This window comes from Clostridium frigoris (assembly GCF_018861865.1).
Taxonomy (GTDB): Bacteria; Bacillota; Clostridia; order Clostridiales; family Clostridiaceae; genus Clostridium_AD; species Clostridium_AD frigoris.
This window is the reverse complement of sequence record NZ_JAHLDV010000016.1, coordinates 25,857-48,884: the sequence shown is the minus strand read 5'-3', so window position 1 is coordinate 48,884 and position 23,028 is coordinate 25,857. Positions and strand designations below refer to the sequence as shown.

At 30.3% G+C, this 23,028-nt stretch carries 22 protein-coding genes and 2 other annotated features (1 of these 24 cut by a window edge); of the genes, 14 read left to right on the top strand and 8 right to left on the bottom strand.

Features of this window, described 5'->3' with window-relative positions:
• Positions 1-36, top strand: a binding site (T-box leader); it begins 205 nt to the left of the window's first position.
• Positions 37-98: 62 nt separating this feature from the next.
• From tyrS to KPL37_RS09170, 4 genes are all read left to right on the top strand, one after another.
• Positions 99-1,319 (top strand): tyrosine--tRNA ligase, encoded by a 1,221-nt coding sequence (gene tyrS / locus KPL37_RS09185; protein ID WP_216148353.1) that lies wholly within the window; start codon positions 99-101, stop codon positions 1,317-1,319.
• Between the two features lie 273 nt (positions 1,320-1,592).
• Positions 1,593-3,842: a hypothetical protein gene (locus KPL37_RS09180; RefSeq protein WP_216148350.1), complete on the top strand. Its 2,250-nt coding sequence runs from the start codon at positions 1,593-1,595 to the stop codon at positions 3,840-3,842.
• A 47-nt stretch (positions 3,843-3,889) separates the two neighbouring features.
• Positions 3,890-4,156 (top strand): EscU/YscU/HrcU family type III secretion system export apparatus switch protein, encoded by a 267-nt coding sequence (locus tag KPL37_RS09175; protein ID WP_216148347.1) that lies wholly within the window; start codon positions 3,890-3,892, stop codon positions 4,154-4,156.
• 46 nt (positions 4,157-4,202) lie between these two features.
• On the top strand, positions 4,203-4,892 hold the full coding sequence (locus KPL37_RS09170; protein WP_216148345.1) for a metallophosphoesterase: 690 nt from the start codon (positions 4,203-4,205) through the stop codon (positions 4,890-4,892).
• A 168-nt stretch (positions 4,893-5,060) separates the two neighbouring features.
• Here the strand turns inward: KPL37_RS09170 and KPL37_RS09165 are convergent, their stop codons facing one another.
• Entirely contained in the window at positions 5,061-5,939 is an 879-nt protein-coding gene (locus KPL37_RS09165; RefSeq protein WP_216148342.1) for a DUF2225 domain-containing protein, read from the bottom strand.
• A gap of 220 nt (positions 5,940-6,159) precedes the next feature.
• On the opposite strand from KPL37_RS09165, the gene yjbM reads away from it, so the two are divergent.
• Positions 6,160-6,951, top strand: coding sequence for a GTP diphosphokinase (yjbM, locus tag KPL37_RS09160; RefSeq protein WP_216148339.1), 792 nt, complete (start codon positions 6,160-6,162; stop codon positions 6,949-6,951).
• A gap of 46 nt (positions 6,952-6,997) precedes the next feature.
• On the opposite strand, the gene leuS is transcribed toward yjbM, so the two are convergent.
• Positions 6,998-9,460: a leucine--tRNA ligase gene (gene leuS / locus KPL37_RS09155; RefSeq protein WP_216148336.1), complete on the bottom strand. Its 2,463-nt coding sequence runs from the start codon at positions 9,458-9,460 to the stop codon at positions 6,998-7,000.
• Between the two features lie 120 nt (positions 9,461-9,580).
• Positions 9,581-9,816: a binding site (T-box leader), on the bottom strand.
• Between the two features lie 382 nt (positions 9,817-10,198).
• Between leuS and KPL37_RS09150 the strand changes: the two genes are divergently transcribed.
• Positions 10,199-10,444 carry a hypothetical protein gene (locus tag KPL37_RS09150; RefSeq protein WP_216148333.1) on the top strand — a complete coding sequence of 82 codons (246 nt, stop codon included), beginning with the start codon at positions 10,199-10,201 and terminating at the stop codon, positions 10,442-10,444.
• Here KPL37_RS09150 and KPL37_RS09145 read toward each other — a convergent pair.
• Genes KPL37_RS09145 through KPL37_RS09135 form a run of 3 tightly spaced genes read right to left on the bottom strand, consistent with a single transcriptional unit; the run spans position 10,441 to position 12,546 of the window.
• On the bottom strand, positions 10,441-11,073 hold the full coding sequence (locus KPL37_RS09145) for a J domain-containing protein (RefSeq protein WP_216148330.1): 633 nt from the start codon (positions 11,071-11,073) through the stop codon (positions 10,441-10,443). The genes KPL37_RS09150 and KPL37_RS09145 overlap by 4 nt on opposite strands.
• The gene (locus tag KPL37_RS09140) at positions 11,057-11,998 is read right to left on the bottom strand and encodes a DUF5685 family protein (protein WP_216148327.1); all 942 of its coding nucleotides are present in this window, start codon (positions 11,996-11,998) and stop codon (positions 11,057-11,059) included. The genes KPL37_RS09145 and KPL37_RS09140 overlap by 17 nt, the downstream gene beginning before the upstream one ends.
• Entirely contained in the window at positions 11,998-12,546 is a 549-nt protein-coding gene (locus tag KPL37_RS09135) for a class IV adenylate cyclase (protein WP_216148322.1), read from the bottom strand. The genes KPL37_RS09140 and KPL37_RS09135 overlap by 1 nt, the downstream gene beginning before the upstream one ends.
• A 329-nt stretch (positions 12,547-12,875) precedes the next feature.
• Here KPL37_RS09135 and KPL37_RS09130 point away from each other — a divergent pair, with 329 nt between their 5' ends.
• Positions 12,876-13,925: a nucleoid-associated protein gene (locus KPL37_RS09130; protein ID WP_216148319.1), complete on the top strand. Its 1,050-nt coding sequence runs from the start codon at positions 12,876-12,878 to the stop codon at positions 13,923-13,925.
• A gap of 75 nt (positions 13,926-14,000) precedes the next feature.
• Here KPL37_RS09130 and KPL37_RS09125 read toward each other — a convergent pair whose 3' ends face one another.
• The 3 genes from KPL37_RS09125 to KPL37_RS09115 form a co-directional block, all read right to left on the bottom strand.
• Entirely contained in the window at positions 14,001-14,948 is a 948-nt protein-coding gene (locus KPL37_RS09125; RefSeq protein WP_216148316.1) for a class II fructose-bisphosphate aldolase, read from the bottom strand.
• 137 nt (positions 14,949-15,085) lie between these two features.
• Positions 15,086-15,466 (bottom strand): DUF4363 family protein, encoded by a 381-nt coding sequence (locus KPL37_RS09120; protein ID WP_216148313.1) that lies wholly within the window; start codon positions 15,464-15,466, stop codon positions 15,086-15,088.
• Positions 15,463-16,152 carry a DUF421 domain-containing protein gene (locus KPL37_RS09115; RefSeq protein ID WP_216148309.1) on the bottom strand — a complete coding sequence of 230 codons (690 nt, stop codon included), beginning with the start codon at positions 16,150-16,152 and terminating at the stop codon, positions 15,463-15,465. Before KPL37_RS09115 ends, KPL37_RS09120 begins: the two co-directional genes overlap by 4 nt.
• Positions 16,153-16,278: 126 nt before the next feature.
• On the opposite strand from KPL37_RS09115, the gene KPL37_RS09110 reads away from it, so the two are divergent.
• The 7 genes from KPL37_RS09110 to KPL37_RS20370 all read left to right on the top strand — a co-directional run bounded on the left by KPL37_RS09110 (position 16,279) and on the right by KPL37_RS20370 (position 22,942).
• A complete protein-coding gene (locus tag KPL37_RS09110; protein ID WP_216148306.1) occupies positions 16,279-17,937 on the top strand; it encodes a nucleoside kinase in 1,659 nt (552 codons plus the stop codon).
• A 107-nt stretch (positions 17,938-18,044) separates the two neighbouring features.
• Positions 18,045-18,722: an L-serine ammonia-lyase, iron-sulfur-dependent subunit beta gene (sdaAB, locus tag KPL37_RS09105; protein WP_216148303.1), complete on the top strand. Its 678-nt coding sequence runs from the start codon at positions 18,045-18,047 to the stop codon at positions 18,720-18,722.
• Between the two features lie 115 nt (positions 18,723-18,837).
• Entirely contained in the window at positions 18,838-19,713 is an 876-nt protein-coding gene (gene sdaAA, locus KPL37_RS09100; protein WP_216148300.1) for an L-serine ammonia-lyase, iron-sulfur-dependent, subunit alpha, read from the top strand.
• Positions 19,714-19,772: 59 nt separating this feature from the next.
• Entirely contained in the window at positions 19,773-20,102 is a 330-nt protein-coding gene (locus KPL37_RS09095) for a hypothetical protein (protein WP_216148297.1), read from the top strand.
• Between the two features lie 244 nt (positions 20,103-20,346).
• Positions 20,347-21,171 carry a molybdate ABC transporter substrate-binding protein gene (gene modA, locus KPL37_RS09090; protein ID WP_216148294.1) on the top strand — a complete coding sequence of 275 codons (825 nt, stop codon included), beginning with the start codon at positions 20,347-20,349 and terminating at the stop codon, positions 21,169-21,171.
• Between the two features lie 17 nt (positions 21,172-21,188).
• Positions 21,189-21,872 (top strand): molybdate ABC transporter permease subunit, encoded by a 684-nt coding sequence (gene modB / locus KPL37_RS09085; RefSeq protein ID WP_216148291.1) that lies wholly within the window; start codon positions 21,189-21,191, stop codon positions 21,870-21,872.
• A gap of 2 nt (positions 21,873-21,874) precedes the next feature.
• A complete protein-coding gene (locus KPL37_RS20370; RefSeq protein ID WP_216148288.1) occupies positions 21,875-22,942 on the top strand; it encodes a sulfate/molybdate ABC transporter ATP-binding protein in 1,068 nt (355 codons plus the stop codon).
• Positions 22,943-23,028 lie beyond the last annotated feature (86 nt).

The window sequence follows — 23,028 nt, the reverse complement described above, 5'->3', positions numbered from 1 at the left end:
ATTTGGGTGGTACCACGGAAATATTTCGTCCCTTTCATGGGGGGGCGTTTTTTTTATTTCAAAAAATAAATGAAAATTAAAATAAGGAGGATTAAAATATGGTAAATGTATATGATACACTTGTAGAGAGAGGGTATATAAAACAACTTACTCACGAGGATGAAATTAAAAAAATATTAGGAGAAGAGAAGGTAACTTTTTATATAGGGTTTGATCCAACAGCGGATAGTCTACATATTGGTCATTTTATTGCTATGATGTTTATGGCGCATATGCAAAGGGCAGGGCATAGACCTATAGCATTAGTTGGTGGAGGAACTGCTATGATAGGTGATCCATCGGGTAAAACAGATATGAGGAAAATGTTATCAAAGGAAGAGATTAATCATAATATAGCATGCATAAAATCACAATTATCGAGGCTTATAGATTTTAAGGATGATAAAGCAATACTAGAAAACAACGCAAACTGGTTACTAGACTTAAACTATGTGGATTTTATAAGGGATATAGGAGCACATTTTTCAGTGAATAGGATGCTCACTGCTGAGTGTTTTAAACAGAGATTAGAAAAGGGATTATCCTTCCTTGAGTTTAATTATATGCTTATGCAAGGATATGATTTTTTAGTGTTAAATCAGAAATACGGATGTACTATGCAATTAGGTGGAGATGATCAATGGTCAAATATTATTGCTGGTATGGAGCTTATAAGAAAAAAAGAGAGTAAGGCTTCTTATGGAATGACCTGTGCATTATTAACAAATAGTGAAGGCAAAAAAATGGGAAAAACAGAAAATGGAGCTCTATGGCTTGATGCAAATAAAACATCGCCATATGATTTTTACCAATATTGGAGAAATATAGAAGACTCTGTTGTGGAAAAATGTCTAGCCTTACTTACTTTTGTATCAATGGACGAAATCAGAAGGCTCTGCGCTTTAAAAGGTGAAGAAATTAATGAAGCTAAAAAAGTTTTAGCTTTTGAGGTTACAAAACTTATTCATGGAGAGGAAGAAGCTATAAAGGCTCAAAGCGCAGCACAAGCATTGTTTGGTGCTGGAGTTGATATGAGTAACGTGCCTATGGTATCTATTCCAAGTGACATGATAGGCGCAGGATTAATGGACATATTGGTCTACACTAAAGTATTGCCTTCAAAAGCAGAAGCTAGACGGCTAATTGAGCAAGGAGGTTTAACTATTAACGATAAGAAGATTGAAGATAAAAATGCAACTTTAATAGATACTGATTTTAAAGAAGGTAAAGTACTTATTAAAAAAGGTAAGAAAAAATATTATTCTTTGATTATTGAATAAAACAGGTTAAAGAAACAAAGTTAAAATTTATATTTTAGCTTTGTTTTTAATTTTAACAACATTTTAGAAGGAAAGTTTCTTACTTCTATAAGTGGGAATATAAATCTCATTCTGAAGTTGTTAATACTCAGCGACCAAGGAGATGATTTAAGGGAGCAGTTAATAATTTATAGAAAATTATTCGTATACTCTTTAAAAAAATGGATTATACACGATAATATAATATTGATGATTTTTAAAATATTTTTATCTTAAAAAAATGGGAGGTGGCTTATGGCGATAATTAGCAATAACCCAATTGCACAGAATCCTTTAGCTAAAAAAGCTTTTAGTAAAATATCATTCGAAGCTGGAGAAAAATTCAATGCAAGAATAGTAAGTATAGATCAGCAAAAGGGAGAAGTTAATTTAAAATTATTAGATGGATGGCAATTTGCGGCTAAGCTAGATAAGCCACTAGAACAAGGGACTAGCGGTAGTGTGTTGAATTTCGAAGTAGAGGGATTTGAAGAGGGAAAGCTTAAAATAAAATTAGTATATGATAATAATAAAAGTGCTGAAAATGATATTTTAAAAGACAATAATAGTGGGAAATCATTAAGTACTGATAAATCAGATGCTTTGCTTTTTGAAAAAATGATAAAACACGATATGCCTCTAACTAAGGAGAACATAATTGACATAAAAAACTTAGTTGATTTTAAAGGAAAAATATCGTTGAATGGGGAAAAAGAAGACGTCTTTATAACTAAATATATTGAAAGTAGAGATATTGATCCTGGGAGTACTAAAGCAATTGAAATAACAAAGGTTTTGAAAAACTTTTTTGCTGTTTTAAAAAATTTAGATGTTGATGAGATATTATTGTTTAAAGAAAACAATATTGGACTTACTAAAGAAAATCTTGAAAGTTTTATAAAGTTATTTAAGGGCGACTCGGCTATATATAACGATTTAAAAGAAATTAGCAACTATTTATTAAACAGTGAAGAAAATATAGATACAAAAGCTATTAGTAAATCTTCATCAACAAGTCAAAATCAGAATAGTAGTATTATAATGGGCAAAAATAATGAAATAACTAGTTCTGATAAATTACTTGTAGATAGTAAGATTAATAATAAAAATTTTAAAGAAGTAATTAATATAATAAATAAAGAACTTAAAAATTTAGGTATAAATCATATGGTTTTAAATTCTACTGCTAAGAAGTTGGAACAAGTTGAAAATATAGAATCAGATAAAAATTTGGAACCAAGCAAAAATTTAAAATTGCAAAATAAAAGTTTTGATAAAGGTGAAATTAAAACTTTAGTAAATAAAATTCTAAAAATGGAAAATATAAAAATAAGCTCAGATAGTAGTGCTAAACTTATAGGTAATTTAGAGGGTGAATTGGACACAAAAGAAATGTTTGTAAATATTAAGCTTGATAATAATTTCAAAGAAGTGGTTAATATAATAAATAAAGAACTTAAAAATTTAGGTATAAATCATATGGTTTTAAGTTCTACTATTAATAAGTTGGAACAAGTTGAAAATATAGAATCAGTTAAAAATTTGGAACCAAATAAAAATTTAAAATTGCAAAATAAAAGTTTTGATAAAAGTGAAATTAAAACTTTGGTGGATAAAATTCTAAAAATGGAAAATATAAAAATAAGCTCAAATAATAGTACTAAACTTATTGACAATATACAGGGAAAATTAAACACAGAAGAAGTTGAGCCTAATAGTAAAAATTTAGATAATGCAAAGCAAAATAAAAACATTCCTTCAAACAAGTTGGATGAAGCTAATGTTAGTGAGGGTAAAACAGATAATAAAAGTTCAACCAATACTAAAATTAATGGATATGGTAAAAACAATTCGCTTAATGAAATTATAAATATGATAAAAAAAGAACTGAATTTTTCAGAGATAGATAAAAAAGTTATAGATAACGTAGAAAAAGAGATAGCAAAAACAACTACAGATATTCTTATTAAGGATCAAATTAAATTAAAGACAGGTGAAATTAAAGATATTGTTAAAGATATCATTCAAAATAAACTTAATCTTAAACCAGAAACTTATGAGAAGGTTGTGGATATGTTTAGTCAAAAGCTTAATGATATAAAATTGTTTAATTCTATTTCTCAAGAGTATTATTATTTGGATTTACCTATAAATGTTAAAAATGATGAATATAAACTTAAATTAATTATTCAAGATGATAGAAAAAAAGGTAAAAAAATTGATAGCACAAATGTAAAGATTGCTACCAGTATAAAAACAATAAATATGGGGACAGTTGATGCATATATTAAAATTAATAATAGTAGTATGAACATTGATATTAATTGCAATAAATTGTTTGTTGAAGTTTTGAATATTAGCAAGGAAAAGTTAGTTAAGGATTTATCTAGTCTAAGTTATAGAGTTAGTATTAATGTAAATAATAAGGTTAACGAGTTCACGTTAGTAGATTGTGGAGAGTTTTTTAATGATAGAAGTTTTAATGCTATCAATATAAAGGTATAATATAATTAAGGTGTTTAAAAATGATTTGCATTACGGGGTGTGGTAAAATGAAAAAGATAAAAAAAGCTACCGCAATAAAATATGAAAATGGATATGATGCACCTATAGTAACGGCAACGGGAATAGGTTATATTGCAGATGAAATTCTTAGGACAGCAGAGGAGAGTAAGGTGGCTATAGTACAAAATGAGGAATTAGCTAATTTGCTTTCAAATGTTGATATAGGATCGGAAATACCCGTAGAATTATATGACGCAATAGCAAAGGTCATTGCTTATGTTATGGATATAGATGCATTAATGAAAAAGAATTAGATCCTTTTCATAAAGGAATATAGTGTAGTTGGTTAGGAGGTATATTATGGCATTATGGGCAATATCAGATCTTCATTTAGCTATCAATTCAGATAAACCTATGGATATATTTGGAGAAAAATGGAGTAACCATCATGTAAAAATAAAAAAAAATTGGATTAGCAAAATTTCTGAAGAAGATACGATACTAATTGCAGGAGATATTTCATGGTCTATGCATATGGCTGAGGGCATGGATGATTTAGAATGGATTCATAATCTTCCAGGAAGAAAAATACTTATTAAAGGTAATCATGATTATTGGTGGAGTAGTATAACGAAGCTTAATGCTCTTTATTCGGATATGAATTTTATTCAAAATAACTTTTTTAATTATAAGGATGTTGCTATATGCGGAACGCGGGGATGGAATTGCCCTGGGTCAACAAAATTTTCAATTCACGATGAAAAAATATATAGTAGAGAATTAATAAGACTTAGAATTTCATTAGATGCAGCGGTTAAAAGTGGATATAAAAAATTTATTGTAATGCTTCACTATCCACCTACTAATGATAAGTTTGAGGAAACTGAACTTATAAGTATAGTAAAAGAATATAATGTTTCAAAAGTAATTTATGGTCACTTACATGGGCCATCTTTGAATAAGCTATATGAAGGAAATATAGAGGGTGTCGATTATATAGTAACATCTTGTGATTATTTAGATTTTGATCCTTTAAAAGTATTAGAATAAAATATAAGTTGATACAATGTGGATAATTAAGAGCAATAAATTTGTTTATGTGGATAACTAATTGAATAATCAGAAGCACATAGAGATAAATAACAAGTCAAAGAGGCGCGTTTTAAAAATGCGAGTATACTGACTTCTAGTTTATTTTTATGTGCTTTATTATTAATATTATTTAAATAGTTTAGAAAAAAAACTAGATTTCTTGGTGCTTTCTAATGGTTCAAAGTTTTCTGTAGAAGATTTGTTTAAATTATCAGTATCAGCGAGTAACGCAGCCGCTTCTTCTTTGATTAAGTCCTTCATGTCTCTTGCAAGTTCTTTTAAATTTTGCTTAACATTAGGTGTTGTTATAACATTACTAAACCAGACTAAAGAATCTTCTGTATGTCCTAATCGTCTATTTAATTCTCCAATAAGATACATAGCACTGTATTTATCCATGCCATATATGGGGAATGCTTCGGCGTAGTAAGCATCACTAAGACCTTCTAGAGCTTGATTTAAAAACACTAACTCAATTTCTTTAGAGGCATCAGTATCTATTAGTCGGTACATCCAGGCAAGTTTAATGCAGTTTATTGCTTTCTTACTAGATTTTGCATTTGTTACAACATAATTAAGAAGAGATAACTTATATCTTTCAATAGCAACATGAACATCGTAAACTTCTGGATACATTCGTCCATGCCATTTGGCTGATATAGATTTTTGTACCTGCTGTATTTCTATACTGCGTATAGTATAGAAATCTGTTTTCATAGCTGCATATCCACAAGAATTGCAAAGCCATACATCATAGAAGTAAGGATTAATTAATGAGTACCTAATAAAAAAGTCGCTATCTTTTTTTAACATTCTATAAGCAGAAGATTTCACTGTGGCAGCCTTGAATACATGGTTACACACAGGGCAAGTAATTTCTTTATTATATAGAGAAGATTTTTCCTTACTTTCTTTTATGGCTTCAGTTTCTTTGTTATATATGTTAATATGCTCAATATTATCGAATCCCATATTCTCTAGACCGGAAAATATATTTTTATCCATTTAATCACCTCAAAGTTAGATTTAATGTGGTATGATTAGTTATATAATTTACTATATTTTACTTACTAAATTGCTATTATAGTAATTTAGTAGTAAATTAATTATAACAGAAAATTAATACAAATATAATATTAATGTAAATCATAACCAAAAAAGTCTAAAATGCTAATTATAAACCTTAAAAAAAGGAACATGAAATATTATGTAAAGGACTGATAATATGGCAATAAGAGAGTGGAAAAGATTTTTAATACCTTATGAACAGGGAGTAGAGGAGTTAAAAGTAAAGTTTAGAAGTATACGGCGAGAATATAGGCGAAAAAATGACTATTCACCTATAGAATTTGTTACGGGGAGAGTTAAAGAAATATCTAGCATCCTTGAAAAAGCTAATAAATTCTGTATTCCTTTGGATAGAATTGAGTTTGAGATGGAGGATATAGCTGGAATAAGAATAATGTGTCAATTTGTTGATGATATTGATAAAGTAGTAAATTTAATTCGTGAACGACGTGATATGCAGATAGTTTATGAAAAAGATTATGTTGCAAATGTAAAAGGTAGTGGGTATAGAAGTTATCATATGATTATAAAGTATCCTGTGAACTTAGCTAGTGGTCAAACTGAAATACTCGCAGAATTTCAAATTAGAACTCTTGCAATGAATTTTTGGGCTACGGTTGAGCATTCTCTTAATTATAAATATAAGCATGATATTCCAGAGTATATAAGAGAAAAACTTAAAAATGCTGCGGATGCGGCTTTTCAACTAGACGAACAAATGCTAGAAATTAAGGATGAAATTAAGGATGCACAAAAACTGTTTGAGGTAAAATCTAATTTAGTATCGGATATAATGAATAATATACTTATGTTATCGTCTCTTGGAAAATTAATGGATGCAACTAGGTATAGAGAACAAATAAATAAGTTATTAGAAGAAGGAGAGGTTTTTGAACTTAATAGTTTACTTCGTGCAACTCAAAAAACCTTAGATATGTATAAAGCTTAATTAAAAAGGTAGTAGAACATTAAACAAAATGTTCTACTACCTTTTTTTAAGAAACTACTATATTAACTAATCGACCTTTAATTACAATAATCTTGCGCACGGTTTTACCTTCTAGAGCAGCAATGAATGTTTTATCATTTAAAGCAACTTGTTTTATACTTTCTTCGTCTATTCCTTGGGCTATAGTTATTCTAGATTTAATTTTACCGTTTATTTGAATTGCAATTTCCACCTCATCTTTAATAAGAGCACTCTCATCAAAGGTAGGCCAGCTCTGGTTAAATACGGAGTAATTCATACCTAATGTTTCCCACTTCTCTTCTGAGAAGTGAGGAGCAAAGGGAGCTAAAAGCTTAATATAATCTATAAGTACTTCTTTTAAGAATTCATTGTTTATGGTTTCGTAATTAACATATTTTGATACAGCATTTGTAAGTTCCATAAGTCTTGCAATAGAAGTATTAAATTGAAGTTTCTCAGTATCTTCGGTAACACCTTTTATCGCGAAATTTCTCCAATAGTTCAATTCTTTTTCATTCACGCCAATAGAGGTTACATTATTAGTTCTCTTTAAAATTTCTTCACTTCCAGTGTCTACAGCTCTTTCAATTCTATCAACAAATCTTGATATAGCTTTTATACCATCATCACTCCAAGCACCACCCTCGGTATAGCTAAAACCAAACATTAGGTACATTCTAAACACATCTGCTCCAAACTCTTTTATGTACTTGTCTGGTGAGATTGTGTTTCCTTTGGATTTACTCATTTTTAGTCCATCTTCGCCGAGGATTAAACCTTGATGAGTAAGTGATAGGAACGGTTCATCAAAGTCTAAGTATCCCATGTCGCGAAGGGCTTTTGTGATAAATCTTGAATAAAGCAAATGACCACATGCATGCTCAGGCCCGCCAACATATTTGTCTACAGGAAGCATTTTGTTTACTAAGTCTTTATCAAAGATTTTTTCACTGTTTTTGTTATCTACATATCTAAATTGGTAGAAAGAAGAACAAACAAAAGTATCCAATGTGTCTGCTTCTCTACGAGCAGGGCTTCCACAAACTGGACAAGTGACATTCATAAATTCTTCGCATTTAGCTAAAGGTGAGTCTCCATCTGGTGTAAATTCAACATCATAAGGTAGTTCTACTGGAAGTTGATCCTCAGGTACTGGAACAGTTCCACATTTATCACAATGAATTATTGGAATAGGTGATCCCCAATATCTTTGTCTTGAAACTAACCAATCACGAAGTCTAAAGTTTACCTTGCCGGCACCTAAGTTCATACCTTCCAATTTCTTAACAATTGCTTCTTTGGCGTCATTTGTGGATAAACCATTAAATTCTTCACTATTTATAATTTTGCCATGTTCAGTATAAGGAAGTTTTTCATCCTCCTCATTCTTGCTTTTAAAACCAATGATTACTCTTTCAATAGGTAAATTATATTTAGTTGCGAAGGCAAAATCGCGATCATCATGAGCCGGAACAGCCATTACACATCCAGTTCCGTAAGTATTTAGAACATAGTCTGCAATCCAAATTGGAACTTTGCGTCCGTTTATAGGATTTATAGCATATGAGCCCGTAAATACACCAGTTTTATCTCTTGAAATAGACTGTCTTTCTATATCAGTTTGTTTCCTAGCATCATATTTATAAGATTCAACAGCAGCTTTATAATCATCCTTAGTAAGGATGTCAACAAGATCATTCTCAGGAGCTATAACTACATATGAAACACCGTATAGAGTGTCTACTCTTGTTGTGAATACACTAAAGTCTACATCAGAATCTGATACCTTAAAAGTAACATCAGCTCCAGTAGATTTGCCTATCCAATGTTTTTGCATTGATTTAGTTTTTTCAGGCCAATCTAAAGTTTCAAGGTCATCTAAAAGTTCCTCTGCATAGTCCGTAATTTTTAGGAACCACTGTGTTAAATTCTTTTTAGTAACCTCAGTGCCACATCTCTCGCATGATCCATCAGCTAAGACTTGTTCATTAGCAAGTACCGTATTACAGCTAGGGCACCAATTTACAGGTGCTTTTTTTCTATAAGCAAGGCCTTTTTCAAATAATTTTAAAAATAACCATTGAGTCCATTTATAATAATCAGGGCGACAGGTTACAACTTCATGATCCCAATTAAACATTGCTCCCATGGCCTTTAATTGTGTTTCCATAGTAATAATGTTTTGATCTGTAGAATCCTTAGGGTGAACGCCTGTCTTTATTGCATAGTTTTCGGCAGGTAATCCAAAGGCATCAAAGCCCATTGGTTGAAACACATTATATCCTTGCATTCTTTTCATTCTAGCCCAAGTATCTACAGGGCCATAGTTAAACCAATGTCCAGCATGTAATTGGCTTCCTGATGGATAAGAGAACATTTCAAGTACATATAATTTTTTGGAAATATTGTTCTCATCAAATTTGTATAGATTCGTGTCTTCCCATTTTTGTTGCCATTTTTCATCTATGCCTGTATTATATTTTGCCATTAATATTCCTCCTTGTTATTTTATAATATGAAATATGATTAATTGTTTTTTATATATAGATTTTTGTTAATGCATGTTAAAGTATGTACTATAGTAAAACAAAAAAAACCTCCATCTCAAGAAAGAGACGAAAGTAATATTCCGCGGTACCACTCTAGTTAGGTTTTACACCTCACTTGCAAATATAACGGTTTTAACCGTACTTGTTTTTACAAGTAGACTTTTACTTACGATGTAAATGTATAATTACAAGTAAGTTCATAGGTAAGTTCATATTGTATCAATACTGCTTTGCAGCTAACAGCAGCTCTCTAAAAAATGATATAAATATTAATACTCCTAATTAAAGTTATTTATTGGGTTAGTGTTTATTTATTACTGGATTATTATTCATTATAATTTAAATAAAATTTTGTGTCAATACCATGAACTCATGTGTAGTTATGGAATGGTTACTTTAATTTTTTTAAGAGGTGTTTATTAGCATAGGATATAAAAGCAGTAAGTGCATAGTCATAAATTACAAAGGCAACTTCTACAATTATAAGGAGCAAATAAACATTTATATTTATATTTGGAATTTTTAGGAACAACATTTTATACAAAATTATGATTATACCGGAGGTTATATTAAAATACAATAACTTTAGTATAATTTCTACAGGAACATTTCTTAGCTTCTCTACGTAATATTTTACAAAACCATAGGAACCAAAAATTAATATATAGGATATGACTATGAGTTTTGAGGGTATAATAAAGAAACTAAGCAAGGAAACAGCACCATATACAATAGCGGTATTCTTTACACCAGTAAGCATAATGGAAAGAGGAATAATGGAGGAAGCTATACAGAGTATAGATAATCTATTTGTAGGTACAACTGAAGATAGATATAGTAGTATCAAACTAAGTGCTGCGAATATTCCACCCTTAGCAATATGGTTAGATTTCATAAAATCATCTCCTAAATTAAAGACTTAGCAACCCGAAATAAGATCTCCACCAAAACATTCACAAAGGCTATCGGCACACCATAGGTTAAGACACATGTTACCCATACCGCCGGAATTATTATTTGTCCTACCATAATAGTTATTTCTATAATTTGAAGATTGATTATTTAGTTGATTAAAGCTTTGTCTGTATTCAACATTGTTAGGTTCCTGAGTGCAAGCACGGCTAATAAAAGTATAAGCACTATCTTGCCAACCTTTTTTTAGATGAACTGTTCCCATTAAGAAATTCCATTCAGCATTTTTTGTTTTCATGGAGCCTAATTTTTGCTCAGCAGAGGGGAGGTTTCCACTATTTATATCCATTCTTACAGATTGATATATATTGTTATTATTGTAATCATTATTTGAACTTGAACCATTATTAGAAGAACTATAATTGTTTGATGAACTGCTATTATTAGAAGATCCATTTCCTTTCATAAGTGTATCATAAGCTTCATTTAATTCTCTCATTTTAACTTCAGCCAAATCTTTTAATGGATTGTTACCATATTGATCAGGATGATACTTTTTTGCTAGTTCTCTATAGGCCTTTTTAATATCTTCTTTAGATGTGCCTTCTTTTACACCAAGTACTTCATAGGGATTTTCCATTTTTATCTTCCACTCCTTTTAAATTATCAATAGTTTCATTATTAAACACTTTATCCATTTTTTCCATGAGGCCTAGTTCTAGTATATTACATAATATATCTTCATTTTTAATTAAAGGCAAATTATTCAAATGTTCTAAACATAAAGAGGCACATGTAGCTAATATAAAATCAATTCTTGGTTTAATTAATACAGAAAAACTTTTATAATCTAGATTATCTGTATTAAGTAATGAATTTATAGCATTGAAAGAATTACTTTTTATATCCTCTTCTAAATCATCATAAGCATCTATAATATATATCCATTTACCTAAATTATATCCTAACCAGTATAAATCTTCTTTAAAAGAGGAATCTTTATAATAAAAAGATATTATAAAACCTGTAAGATCTGCAAAGACATGTGACAACTCATCTATAGATAGCTGTTCATCTATAGATAGCTGCTCATAAGTATCTTTATTCATATGATTTGTCTCTAGAGTATTTAGAAGTAGTAGTTTTTCTTTTGTATACTCCATTACATCAGTATATGATAATTCCGTCTTTGGTAAATAGGTTTTTAAAAATATTGAATAAATTTTGCTTCTCATTGTTTTATTATCTTGGACATCATCCATTAGTTTATAATAGGCTAATGTAACATTGCAAAAGGCTGCGTAATCTAAGGCTTTATTATTTTTAAGCATAATCTTATTTTTAAACGGGTGAATTAAACATTTAAATTTAATGAAGTTATACTTATCTTCTGATAAAGAATCCAAAAGCACTGCTAAAAATGTCATATCATAATTTAGAGTAAGTCTTGGAAGATTACCAAAATCATTTTTAATGGAATTACATAAACCACAATAATAAGCTTTGAATTTTTCATGGTCTTTTATTTTCATTTCCATTCTGCATGGAGTTACATATCCAAACATTATAGTTTTCCCATTGATTTTTTTGATTTTAATATTTCATAAATACTTTTAGGGGTAGTATCTTCTAAATTGTAACCTAGTAATCTTACAACTTCTTCGATCTCAGTTTCCGATGTACTTTCAATTTCTATATAAGGAAAAGGACAAAATTCCTTCTCATTTATGTCTATTTCTATAAGAGTGTTTTTATATTTATAGCTTTCTCTATATTTTTTAATAGATTGCATAAGCTCGAGCCCTAAGGCTTCAAATATTCCCCTTGCCGCAAATTCATCTTTAATTTCTGATTCATGTTCATCCATAATTTTATACTTTTCTTGGCTTATAAGTTTTTTTGTGGTGATATAATGAATTGTAGAATTTGTCAAATGATCTTTAACTGTACGTATTCTTGCATAGCCTTTACCTAATAGTAGTCTTTTATCCGAGAAATCATAAATGTTGTTTATTTGATCCTCTTGTTTTACTTTTATGCAATTTAAACTTAATAATTTACTGCGAATTTCTTGAACATCAATATCTATAATTCTAAGCTCTATTTCTTTCAAAGTAATCCTCCTTGTTGCTCTGGGGTAGATAATGATTAATAAATTAATTAACCATTAATTGTGATTATATCATAACATAAATAAAGTAACATTAATAATTCATTAAAATTATTAATTTTGATAGCAATATATTACTTTGTTATAATTTTAAATACATAGTATAATAGTTAGGCACATTCAAATAAGTAAAATCATCTCTTAAGAGCTGTAAAATCATCTCTTGCAGAGCTGTAATATCATCTCTTAAGAGTTGTTACAGCGACCCAGGAGATGATTTATCTTGCAAATTATTTTCATGTGTCTTAGACAATTATTAAGGTGGTGTTTTTTTGGAGTATATAAAAGAAATTAATATAAATGAAGCTATTATTCATGTTTTAGATAACAATGCAGATGAACCTATCTTGAACGAATATGCATTAGATTTAGATGAGGAAAAGTATAATTTTATACTTAAACATATTCAGAAATGCTTAAAAGATGAAGACTTAAAATATGGTATATTTACTTCTGAGTCAAACATAGTGAAGGATTTATCTCAGGAATATTTAAATGGTGAGAATAATTTACTAGCTGTTTCAAAGGAACTAGCCAAACAAATGTTTATCTTAATGAGATCTAAGGGGAGTATTCCTTCATGCGATTTGATAGTAGTATCATTTACTACAGAGTTTGGACCAATACTTGGTTTATTTAAAATGGATTATATAAAAAATTACGTTCACACTATTGAATTTGTTGATGAAAAATTAGGAATTGATATAGTTCCACAGTTTACGGGTTTACCTGGTAGTTCTCAAAGGATACAAAAATGTGCTTTTATAAAACCAATTAGAGATGAAAATAGTTTTGATTTAATGGTTATAGATAAAAGGAGCAAAACCAAGGAATCAAATAATGAAAACCAAGAGGATAGTTCAAACTACTTTATTGATAATTATTTAGGGTGCACGATTGTTGACAATGAAAGAGATGTAACTAAAAGTTTTGTGAAGGCAGCTGAAAAATTTACCCAGAACACTTTTGCAGAAAATGCAGATGAAGCAGAAGTTGTTAGAAGTACTATAAAAAGAAAACTTAGAGAAGAAGATAATATTGATGTTAAAGAATTGTCGCAGCAAATATTTCCTGAAAATAATGAAAATAAGGAGAAATTTGTTGAGTTTATAGCACAGCAAGGAATAACAGATAATATTAGTCTTGATAAAGAATGGATAGATAAAAAATTAAAAAGAGTGAGACTAAAGATTGATAAGGATATAGATTTATATGTAAATGAAGAAACCTATCGTGATAATAGTCGTTTTGAAATACAAAGAAATGGCGATGGAACAATTAATATGGTTATTAAACATGTAAGTAATTACGTTGAAAAGTAGTAAGTACAAAACTAAAAGACCCACAGTAGAAATCTACTGTGGGTCTTATATTGATCTAAATTATATTAAATTAAATTATTTAGATGAGTTAGAAGATCCTAAAACATTAGTAATTTTACCTTCAACTAATTTAGTTATGTTAGTTCTTGCTTCTCCTAGATATTTTCTAGGATCTATTTCGCCAAGATTTTTTGTAAGTACTTTTCTTATTGAACCAGTCATTGCAAGTCTTAAATCAGTATCCATGTTTATTTTACAAACAGCCATAGAAGCAGCTTTTCTAAGCATTTCTAATGGAATTCCTTTTGCACCATTCATTTCTCCACCAAATTCATTGATCATAGTAACATATTCTTGATCTACAGCTGATGCTCCGTGAAGAACTATTGGGAAATTATGAAATCCAGCAGCTTCTAATTTTTCTGTAATTAAAGCTAATCTTTCAAAATCAAGTTTTGGTTCACCTTTGAATTTATATGCACCGTGGCTTGTACCTATAGCTACAGCTAGGGAATCTATGCCAGTTCTTTTTACGTAATCTACTGCTTGTTCTGGATCAGTATAAGTTGCATCTTTTGCTGAAACATTAACAGCATCTTCAATACCAGCAAGTTTTCCAAGCTCAGCTTCAACTACAACACCTTTAGAATGAGCGAAATCAACTACTTCTTTAGTAGTTCTTACATTTTCCTCATATTCAAAATGAGAACCATCATACATTACTGAAGTGAATCCAGCAGCTATTGCAATTTTAACAGTAGCCATATCAGGACCGTGATCTAAGTGAAGTGCTACATCAAGACCAGTGTCTTCTACAGCTGCCTCTACCATTTTTCTAAGGTAAGTTGGTCTTGCATATTTTAAAGCTCCAGCTGATACTTGAAGTATAACAGCTGATTTATGAGTCGCACATGCATCGATAACTCCTTGAATTATTTCCATGTTATTGATGTTAAAAGCACCAATTGCGTATTTTCCTTCTATTGCGTCTTTGAACATTTTAGTAGTAGTAACTAAAGCCATATCAATTCCACCTTTCAAATTTTGTAACAGGGACATATATTGTCCCTGCGGGACGTTTTATTATACAATATAATTATAAGCTATAAATGGACTATTTTCTACCCTTTTATTATAAATGATGTCTATAAATTAAATAATTAAAAAACATTGCTTATGGAAACTTTTTCATGAGACATTATATGCTCAACAAGATATTTCATATTATGTACAGTAGCTAAGCCTTCAGATTTATCTTTAATTTTTATATATTGAGTTAATTTTAAAATCTCACTATCTATATGGTCTAAATCCTCATGATGTTCATATACAGATAAGAATTTAGAGGCTTTTTTCCACTCAGCTATATAAACGAGTGATAATTTGTATGCATCTTGATAGTTCTCTTTAATTATATAGTTTTCTAGAGTGCAATTCAAATTTTGTAATTTACTACATTTGACATTTATAATATTTACAGAAAAAAATATTCCTACCACCATTATAACGAATAAACTAAATGCTATCAAAACATTTTTCATCTCTTTTTTTCTTTCCCTTCTTTAAGTTGATAATAAAACTTATTTTTAGAATCAATTATGCCTATGAAAAGATCGCTTGCATAGGCAATTTTATTTCTTTTTAGTATGTTTTTTAGCCAAGTTTCATCTTTTTCTAAAAGTTTTAAGTTCTTATAATTAATGTTACCATCCATAATTAATGGGATAGGTAAAGATTCTTGAGTTATGGTTATATTTAAATCATCTTTTGTTGCAGTAGATTGACCAGTTTTGGGTAATATAGATAATGCACCACTAGTTTCTAAAATAGCATATTGAATATCAGATAAATTAAAATATCCTTTTAATCTAAGTTCTTCTAATAAATCATCAATATTAAATCTTTGATATCTGAGCTCTGCAATATCAATTTTGCCGTCTTTTATCAATATGCTTGGGTTACCCGTTAACATTCTCCTAGCCTTTTCGCTTTTGAGTTCAATATAAGATGACGCTACTTGAAGAAATAGTAAAGTAATTATTGGTATAATCGCATGAATAATGGGTATTCTTATATCTTCCATCGGAAAGGTAGCAAGATCAGAAATCATTAAAGCGATTACGAGCTCAAAAGGTTCAAGCTGCCCTATTTGCTTTTTACCCATCATCCTCATAATAAATATTATTGTAAAATATAAGAAAAAAGTTCTGATTACTAAAACAAGCACAATATCACCTCTTTACTATATAATATATATGGTTTGTTAAATCACAAAAATTATAAGGGGTAAATGATACATTTTTTTAAAATTACAGTATAATAGTACTAATAACTAAAAATAGGGGATGGGTAAATGGGCAGTTTCAATATAGCGCTTAAGGATGGTAGAAATGTAGTAGCTAAAGAGGGAACTATGTTAAATGATATTATTAAAGAAAATAATTTAAAAGAAGATTTGCCAGTAGTTTTAGGTAAAATTAATAATAAAATTTATGAACTAGGAACCACTATTATGCATGAGGGCAATTTTGAAACTGTGGATATTGCTTGCAGAATTGGAATGACGACCTACGTTAGGACTCTTCAATTTGTATTAATAAAAGCAATTTCTGAGTTATTTCCAAAGGCCAATATTTCTATCGAACATTCATTAAGTAAAGGATTGTTTGGAGAAATTCATAAGACGCTAGCACTTGATATTGATGATATATATGATATAAAAAATAGAATGAGTGAAATAATAAAAGCAGATACGCCTATAAGAAAAATAACGTTTTCTAAAGAGAGGGCAGTGGAGATATTTACGCAGTATGGTATGCAAGATAAAGTAAAGCTTTTAAAATATGTTAACGCTAAGGAAATAAAACTTTATGAATTAAATGGAAGATATGATTATTTTTATGGACCTATGGCTTATTCAACAGGGATATTAAAAATATTTGATTTAATGTATTATGATCCAGGGTTTATACTGAGATATCCGACTATTGATGACCCAGATAGGCTCCCTAAATTTAATAAACAAGAAAAATTAGCTAAAGTATTTTATGAAGCAGCGCAGTGGGGAGAAATACTCGGGGTTGGAAGTGTTGGTGCACTAAATGATGAAGTAGTAAATGGTGATATTGTTAATTTAATTAGGGTAGCTGAGGCGCTTCATGAAAAGAAAATTGCATATATTGCGGATATGATTCATAAGAGGGGCTTAGCTAAATTAGTGCTTATAGCAGGACCATCGTCTTCAGGTAAAACCACTTTTTCAAAGAGGCTAGGTGTTCAATTAACCGTAAATGGATTAATACCAACATTTATTTCCTTAGATGATTATTTTGTTGATAGGGAATTTACCCCAAGAGATGAAAATGGTGATTATGATTTTGAATCAATATATGCTCTGGATTTAGAACTTTTCAACAAGGATTTAGAATTATTACTTCAGGGCGAGGAAATCGAAATACCAAGTTTTAATTTTAAAACAGGTAAGAGAGAATGGGCCAATAATAAAATTAAAATGCCTCAAAATGGAATTGTTATTGTAGAAGGAATACATGGATTAAATGAAATATTAACGTCATCGATACCGAAAGAGAGCAAGTTTAAAATATATATAAGTCCTTTAACGCAACTCAATGTAGATGATCACAATAGAATTTCTACAACAGATGTAAGAATGATTAGGAGAATAGTTAGAGATTATTTATCTAGGGGATACGGCGTCGAAGATACACTTAAAATGTGGCCTTCTATAAAACGTGGAGAGGAAAAGAATATTTTTGTATTTCAAGAACAGGCAGATGCAATGTTTAACTCTAGTTCAGTCTATGAGCTTTGTGTACTTAAAAAATTTGCATTAGCAGAGCTTAATAAAATAGGGGAAGATAGTCCAGTATATTATGAAGCAAGTAAATTAAGAAGTTTTTTAAACTTCTTTAAAGATGTAGACAAAGATTTGGTTCCAGATAATTCAATAATCAGAGAATTCACTGGTGGAAGCTGCTTTTATCAATACTAAATTGCAATAAATATTTTAAATTCAATTGCAAGGCGTGTAGGAGAAATTCAATATTTAGTTGTTATTTTGAGAAATAGAAATATTTAGACACAAAAGAGGAGGATAAAATGAAGAATTATAGTGCTTTTGATATATTAGGTCCAATTATGATAGGACCATCAAGTTCCCATACGGCGGGTGCGGCGAGGCTTGCCAAGGTTGCTGCTATTATTGCAGGTAAGAATATAATGTCAGTTAAATTTGTGCTTCATGGATCTTTTGCTAAAACATATAAAGGGCATGGGTCAGATAAGGCATTAATTGCAGGTATTTTAGGAATGGACCCTTGGGATGATAGGCTTAAAGATTCAATGAGTATAGCTAAAGAGGAAGGTTTAAACGTTGAGTTTGCTTTCGCAGATTTGGGTGATGTTCATCCCAACACTGTAAAGTTTGTTATAACGAAAAAAAGTGGTAGAATAATTGAAATTATTGGTTCCTCTGTTGGAGGTGGAAATATTTTAATATTTAGAGTTGATGGAGAAGCCGTTGAGTTTACAGGTAATTATCCAACAATTATAGTTAGGCACAAAGATATTCCAGGTATGATTTCAAAAGTAAGTACTATACTATATGAGGGAAATGTTAATATAGCATTTATGAATGTATATAGAAATAGTAGAGGATTAAACGCCACTATGGTTTTTGAAACAGATACTATAGTGAGTAAGGATGTTTTAAATAGAATTAAGTGTATGGGCAATATCTATAACATAAGAGAAATTGCACCATTGGTAGAGTCGTAGTAAAAGTAAAAATACTAGAGGATAATCAAGAGGAAGATAATTAATATTGCAGCACCGCAGGTGATGACACCGCAGGTGATGATTTAACTAAAGATAGTTATAAGGGGGAAAAATTGTGTTCGTAAACAAAGGAATAGATCTTCTAAATGTATGTGAAGAAAAGAATATACCGATTTGTGAATATACTATAATGTGTGAAATGGATGAGAGTGGACTTTCACGTAGCCAAATTATTGAAAAGATGAGAAAAAATTTAAACACTATGAAAGAAGCAGCAGAATATGGGCTTACAAATGAAACTAGATCAATAAGTGGGTTAATAGGAGGTGACGCAATTAAGCTAAATAGGTATGCACAGTCTAAAAATACACTAACAGGTGAATTTATGGTAAAAGCAATGGCGAGAGCTGTTTCTTGCTCAGAAGTAAATGCAACTATGGGTAAAATAGTTGCAGCACCTACAGCGGGATCTTGTGGAATAATTCCAGCTGTAGTTATTACTGCAGGTGAAAAGTTAAATAAAACTGAAGATGACCTAATTAATGCACTATTTACGGCAGCTGGTATAGGTATTATAATTGCTAAAAATGCTACATTATCAGGCGCTGAAGGTGGATGTCAGGCTGAATGTGGTTCGGCGGCTGCCATGGGTTCGGCTGCGGTAGTTGAAATGATGGGGGGAACCCCTGCTATGGCAATGGATGCAGCAGCTATTGTGATAAAAAACATATTAGGGCTAGTATGTGACCCAGTTGCGGGTTTGGTTGAGGTACCTTGCGCTAAACGAAATATAGCTGGGGCAGTAAGTGCTTTAACTACTGCAGATCTTGTTATGAGTGGAGTTACAAGCCGAATACCATTTGATGATACAGTAATTGCAATGTATAAGGTAGGTAAGCAATTGCCTTGCGAATTAAGAGAAACTGCTATGGGTGGACTTGCAACTACACCTACGGGGCTCAAACTCGCAAAAGAAATTTTAGAAAAATAAGAGGATATATAACATAATTTAATTTATGTTATAATATAATTAAACTAAAAGGTGATTATTTGGCACATAGAAGAGTGGTTCAAAATTATTATAACGACATAAATAATCTGGCGGATATTTTATCTAAACTAGTTAGTTCATATCGTTTATTAATAGGTGGTGCAAATGAATTAAATGGAATTGCATTATCTAAAAAAAGTGATGTTAAAGATGCACTTAAAAGAGCAAGTGGGGTGGGAAACATTATAGACGAGACAATAAAGGTGCTAGATGATGCAAGTTATAGTTATATGTCTTACTGTAAAATAAAAACCGAAATAATGAAAAGTAAGCTCCAGATAGAGTATATAGAAACAGAAATTGATGAGGATTTAAGGTTAAAAGATTAGAGTGGTTTATTTAATTTAGTTCCTATTGATTATCATATTGAAATGTGATTAATCAATAGGTATTTTTTTGCCAAATTAAATTGATAATGAAAAATTGAGAAAAGTTGAAATTTTCAACCGATTAAGTTACAATAATAAAATTAAAATATAACAAAACATAACGATACATTTCGTTTATTAAATTTTAGATGTTATTTGTTATGTTTTAGTTGGGAATGTTAATGTATTTATAGGGGGAAAGAAAATGAGAAAAAGATCACATTCTTTATTAGCTGTGGTATTAGTTTTATTTACATTGGCAATGACAGGGTGCTCGCAAAAGGCTAAAACTGCTGAAACAAAAACATCAGTAGTGGAAAATCAAAAATCAGTTACACTTACAATTTCAGCGGCTGCAAGTTTAACAGAAGCTATGGGGGAAATAAAAACACTTTATAAAAAGGAAAAACCTAATGTTACAATAAACTATAACTTTGGTTCTTCAGGAATTTTACAACAACAAATAGAACAAGGTGCAGATGTTGATTTATTTTTTTCGGCAGCCACAAAACAGATGACAACACTAAAGGAAAAAGGGTTACTAATTGATTCTACTAAAATCAATCTTTTAGGAAATACTGTAGTGCTTATAACAAAGAGTGATTCTACATTAAGTATTAAGGGTTTTAAAGATTTGGGAAACAGTAACATAAAAAAAATTGCTTTGGGCGAACCTAAAACTGTTCCTGTAGGACAATACTCAGAGGAAATATTGACATCTTTAAAAATTCTTGATAAAGTGAAAACAAAGGCTGTTTACGCAAAAGATGTTAAAGAAGTTTTATCTTGGGTGGAATCAGGAGATGCAGAAGTAGGAGTTGTATATGGCAGCGATGCGAAGACTTCTAAAAAGGTAAAGGTAATAGCGGTTGCTGGCAAGGAATTATACAAAAAACCAGTGGTTTATCCTGTTGCTGTAATTAAAGCTAGTAAAAATATAGATGATACTAAAGCGTTTTTAAAATATTTATCTAGTGATAAAGCCAAAGCAGTATTTGTTAAATATGGCTTTAGTTTTATTGTAAAATAAGTTAGGAGTTGGAGCATATGTCAGAATATTCACCATTATGGATTTCCATAAAAACCTCTATTACAGCTACTTTTATAGTATTTTTTTTAGGCATTGCAGCGGCTTGGTTCATGGCTAACTATAAAGGGCGTGCTAGAGGAATATTAGATGGTGTTTTGACATTGCCAATGGTACTTCCTCCAACGGTTTTAGGATTTATATTACTTATGATTATAGGAAAGAATTTTCCTATAGGAAAACTATTAAGTAAGTTTGGAATTAATATAATATTCACATGGTATGCTACAGTTATAGCTGCAACTGTAGTTGCTTTTCCTTTAATGTACAGGACTTGTGTTGGTGCTTTTAGGCAAATTGATGTTAATGTTATTAATGCTGCAAGGACCCTTGGAGTATCTGAAAAGAAAATCTTTTGGAAGGTGGCTGTACCACTAGCATGGCCAGGAATTGCGGCAGGTACAGTTTTGTCATTTGCAAGGGCACTTGGAGAATTTGGAGCAACTATAATGATTGCTGGAAGTATTCCTGGTAAAACGCAAACAATACCAATTGCAATATATTTTGCTGAGGTAGCAGGAGAAACGGGTAATGCTATTAAATGGGTAATATTAATATTTATAATATCTCTAACAGTAATGGTTGCTAGTGATAAATGGGCTGAAAAGCAAATGTTTATAGTATCGTCTGCAAGGAGAAAATAATTATGAGTTTAGAGATAGATATTATAAAAAAGCTACAGGGATTTGAGCTTAAGGTTAAATTTAATATAGATAATAATATTTTAGGGCTTTTAGGAGCATCTGGGTCAGGAAAAAGCATGACACTAAGGTGTATTGCGGGAATTGATAATCCGGATAGTGGCAAAATAGTGTTAAATGGTCGTGTCTTGTTTGATTCAGAAAATAAAATAAACATGCCTATTAGAGAAAGAAAAGTAGGATTTCTTTTTCAAAATTATGCTCTTTTTCCTAATATGACTGTGGAACAAAATATTGCTTTCGGTTTAATTAAAAGTATCCCGAAAGTTGAAAAAGCTAATAAAGTTAAGAAAAAAATCATAGATTTGCAACTTATAGGAATGGAAAAAAGATATCCTTATCAATTATCAGGTGGTCAACAACAAAGAGTTGCTCTTGCAAGAGCTCTTGTTGTTGATCCTGAAGTATTACTCCTTGATGAGCCATTTTCAGCATTAGATGAGCACCTTAGGAATAACATGATAATTAGGCTGAAGGAGGACCTTAAGGAGTTTAATGGAACTTCAATCTTTGTAACACATAATATGGAAGAAGCTTATCAATTATGCAATAATATAATAATAATAGCAGGGGGAAGTATTGATGCTATTGGTCATAAGGACGTTATATTTAATAACCCGCCAACACTTTATTCTGCTAAATTAACAGGGTGTAAAAACATCTCAAAAGCTAGAAAAGTTGAACCCAATATAATAGAAGCTATTGATTGGGGATGCAGAATTACTTTTGGCTATGAAATAGAAGGGAATGTAACATATATAGGAATTAGGGCTCATTATCTAGAAATTTGTGAAGAAGATGAAGTCATTAACACTTTTAATTGCTGGGTTGTTTTCACTAGTGAGGCTTTATTTAGAACAAAAGTTTATCTTAAGTTTAGTAAACCCATAGGAGATGAAAAAGATTATAATATAATGTGGGATATTTCTAAGGAGGAGTGGGATTTAATTAAACAAAAACCCCTTCCTTTAAAAATAAGAATAAACACAGATAAAGTTATACAAATGGAGTAAAAAAATACTTTTATAAAGAATAAATAATAACAGAGTTATAAAATTATAACTCTGTTATTATTTGAGATTGCTTTTTTCTAACTTAT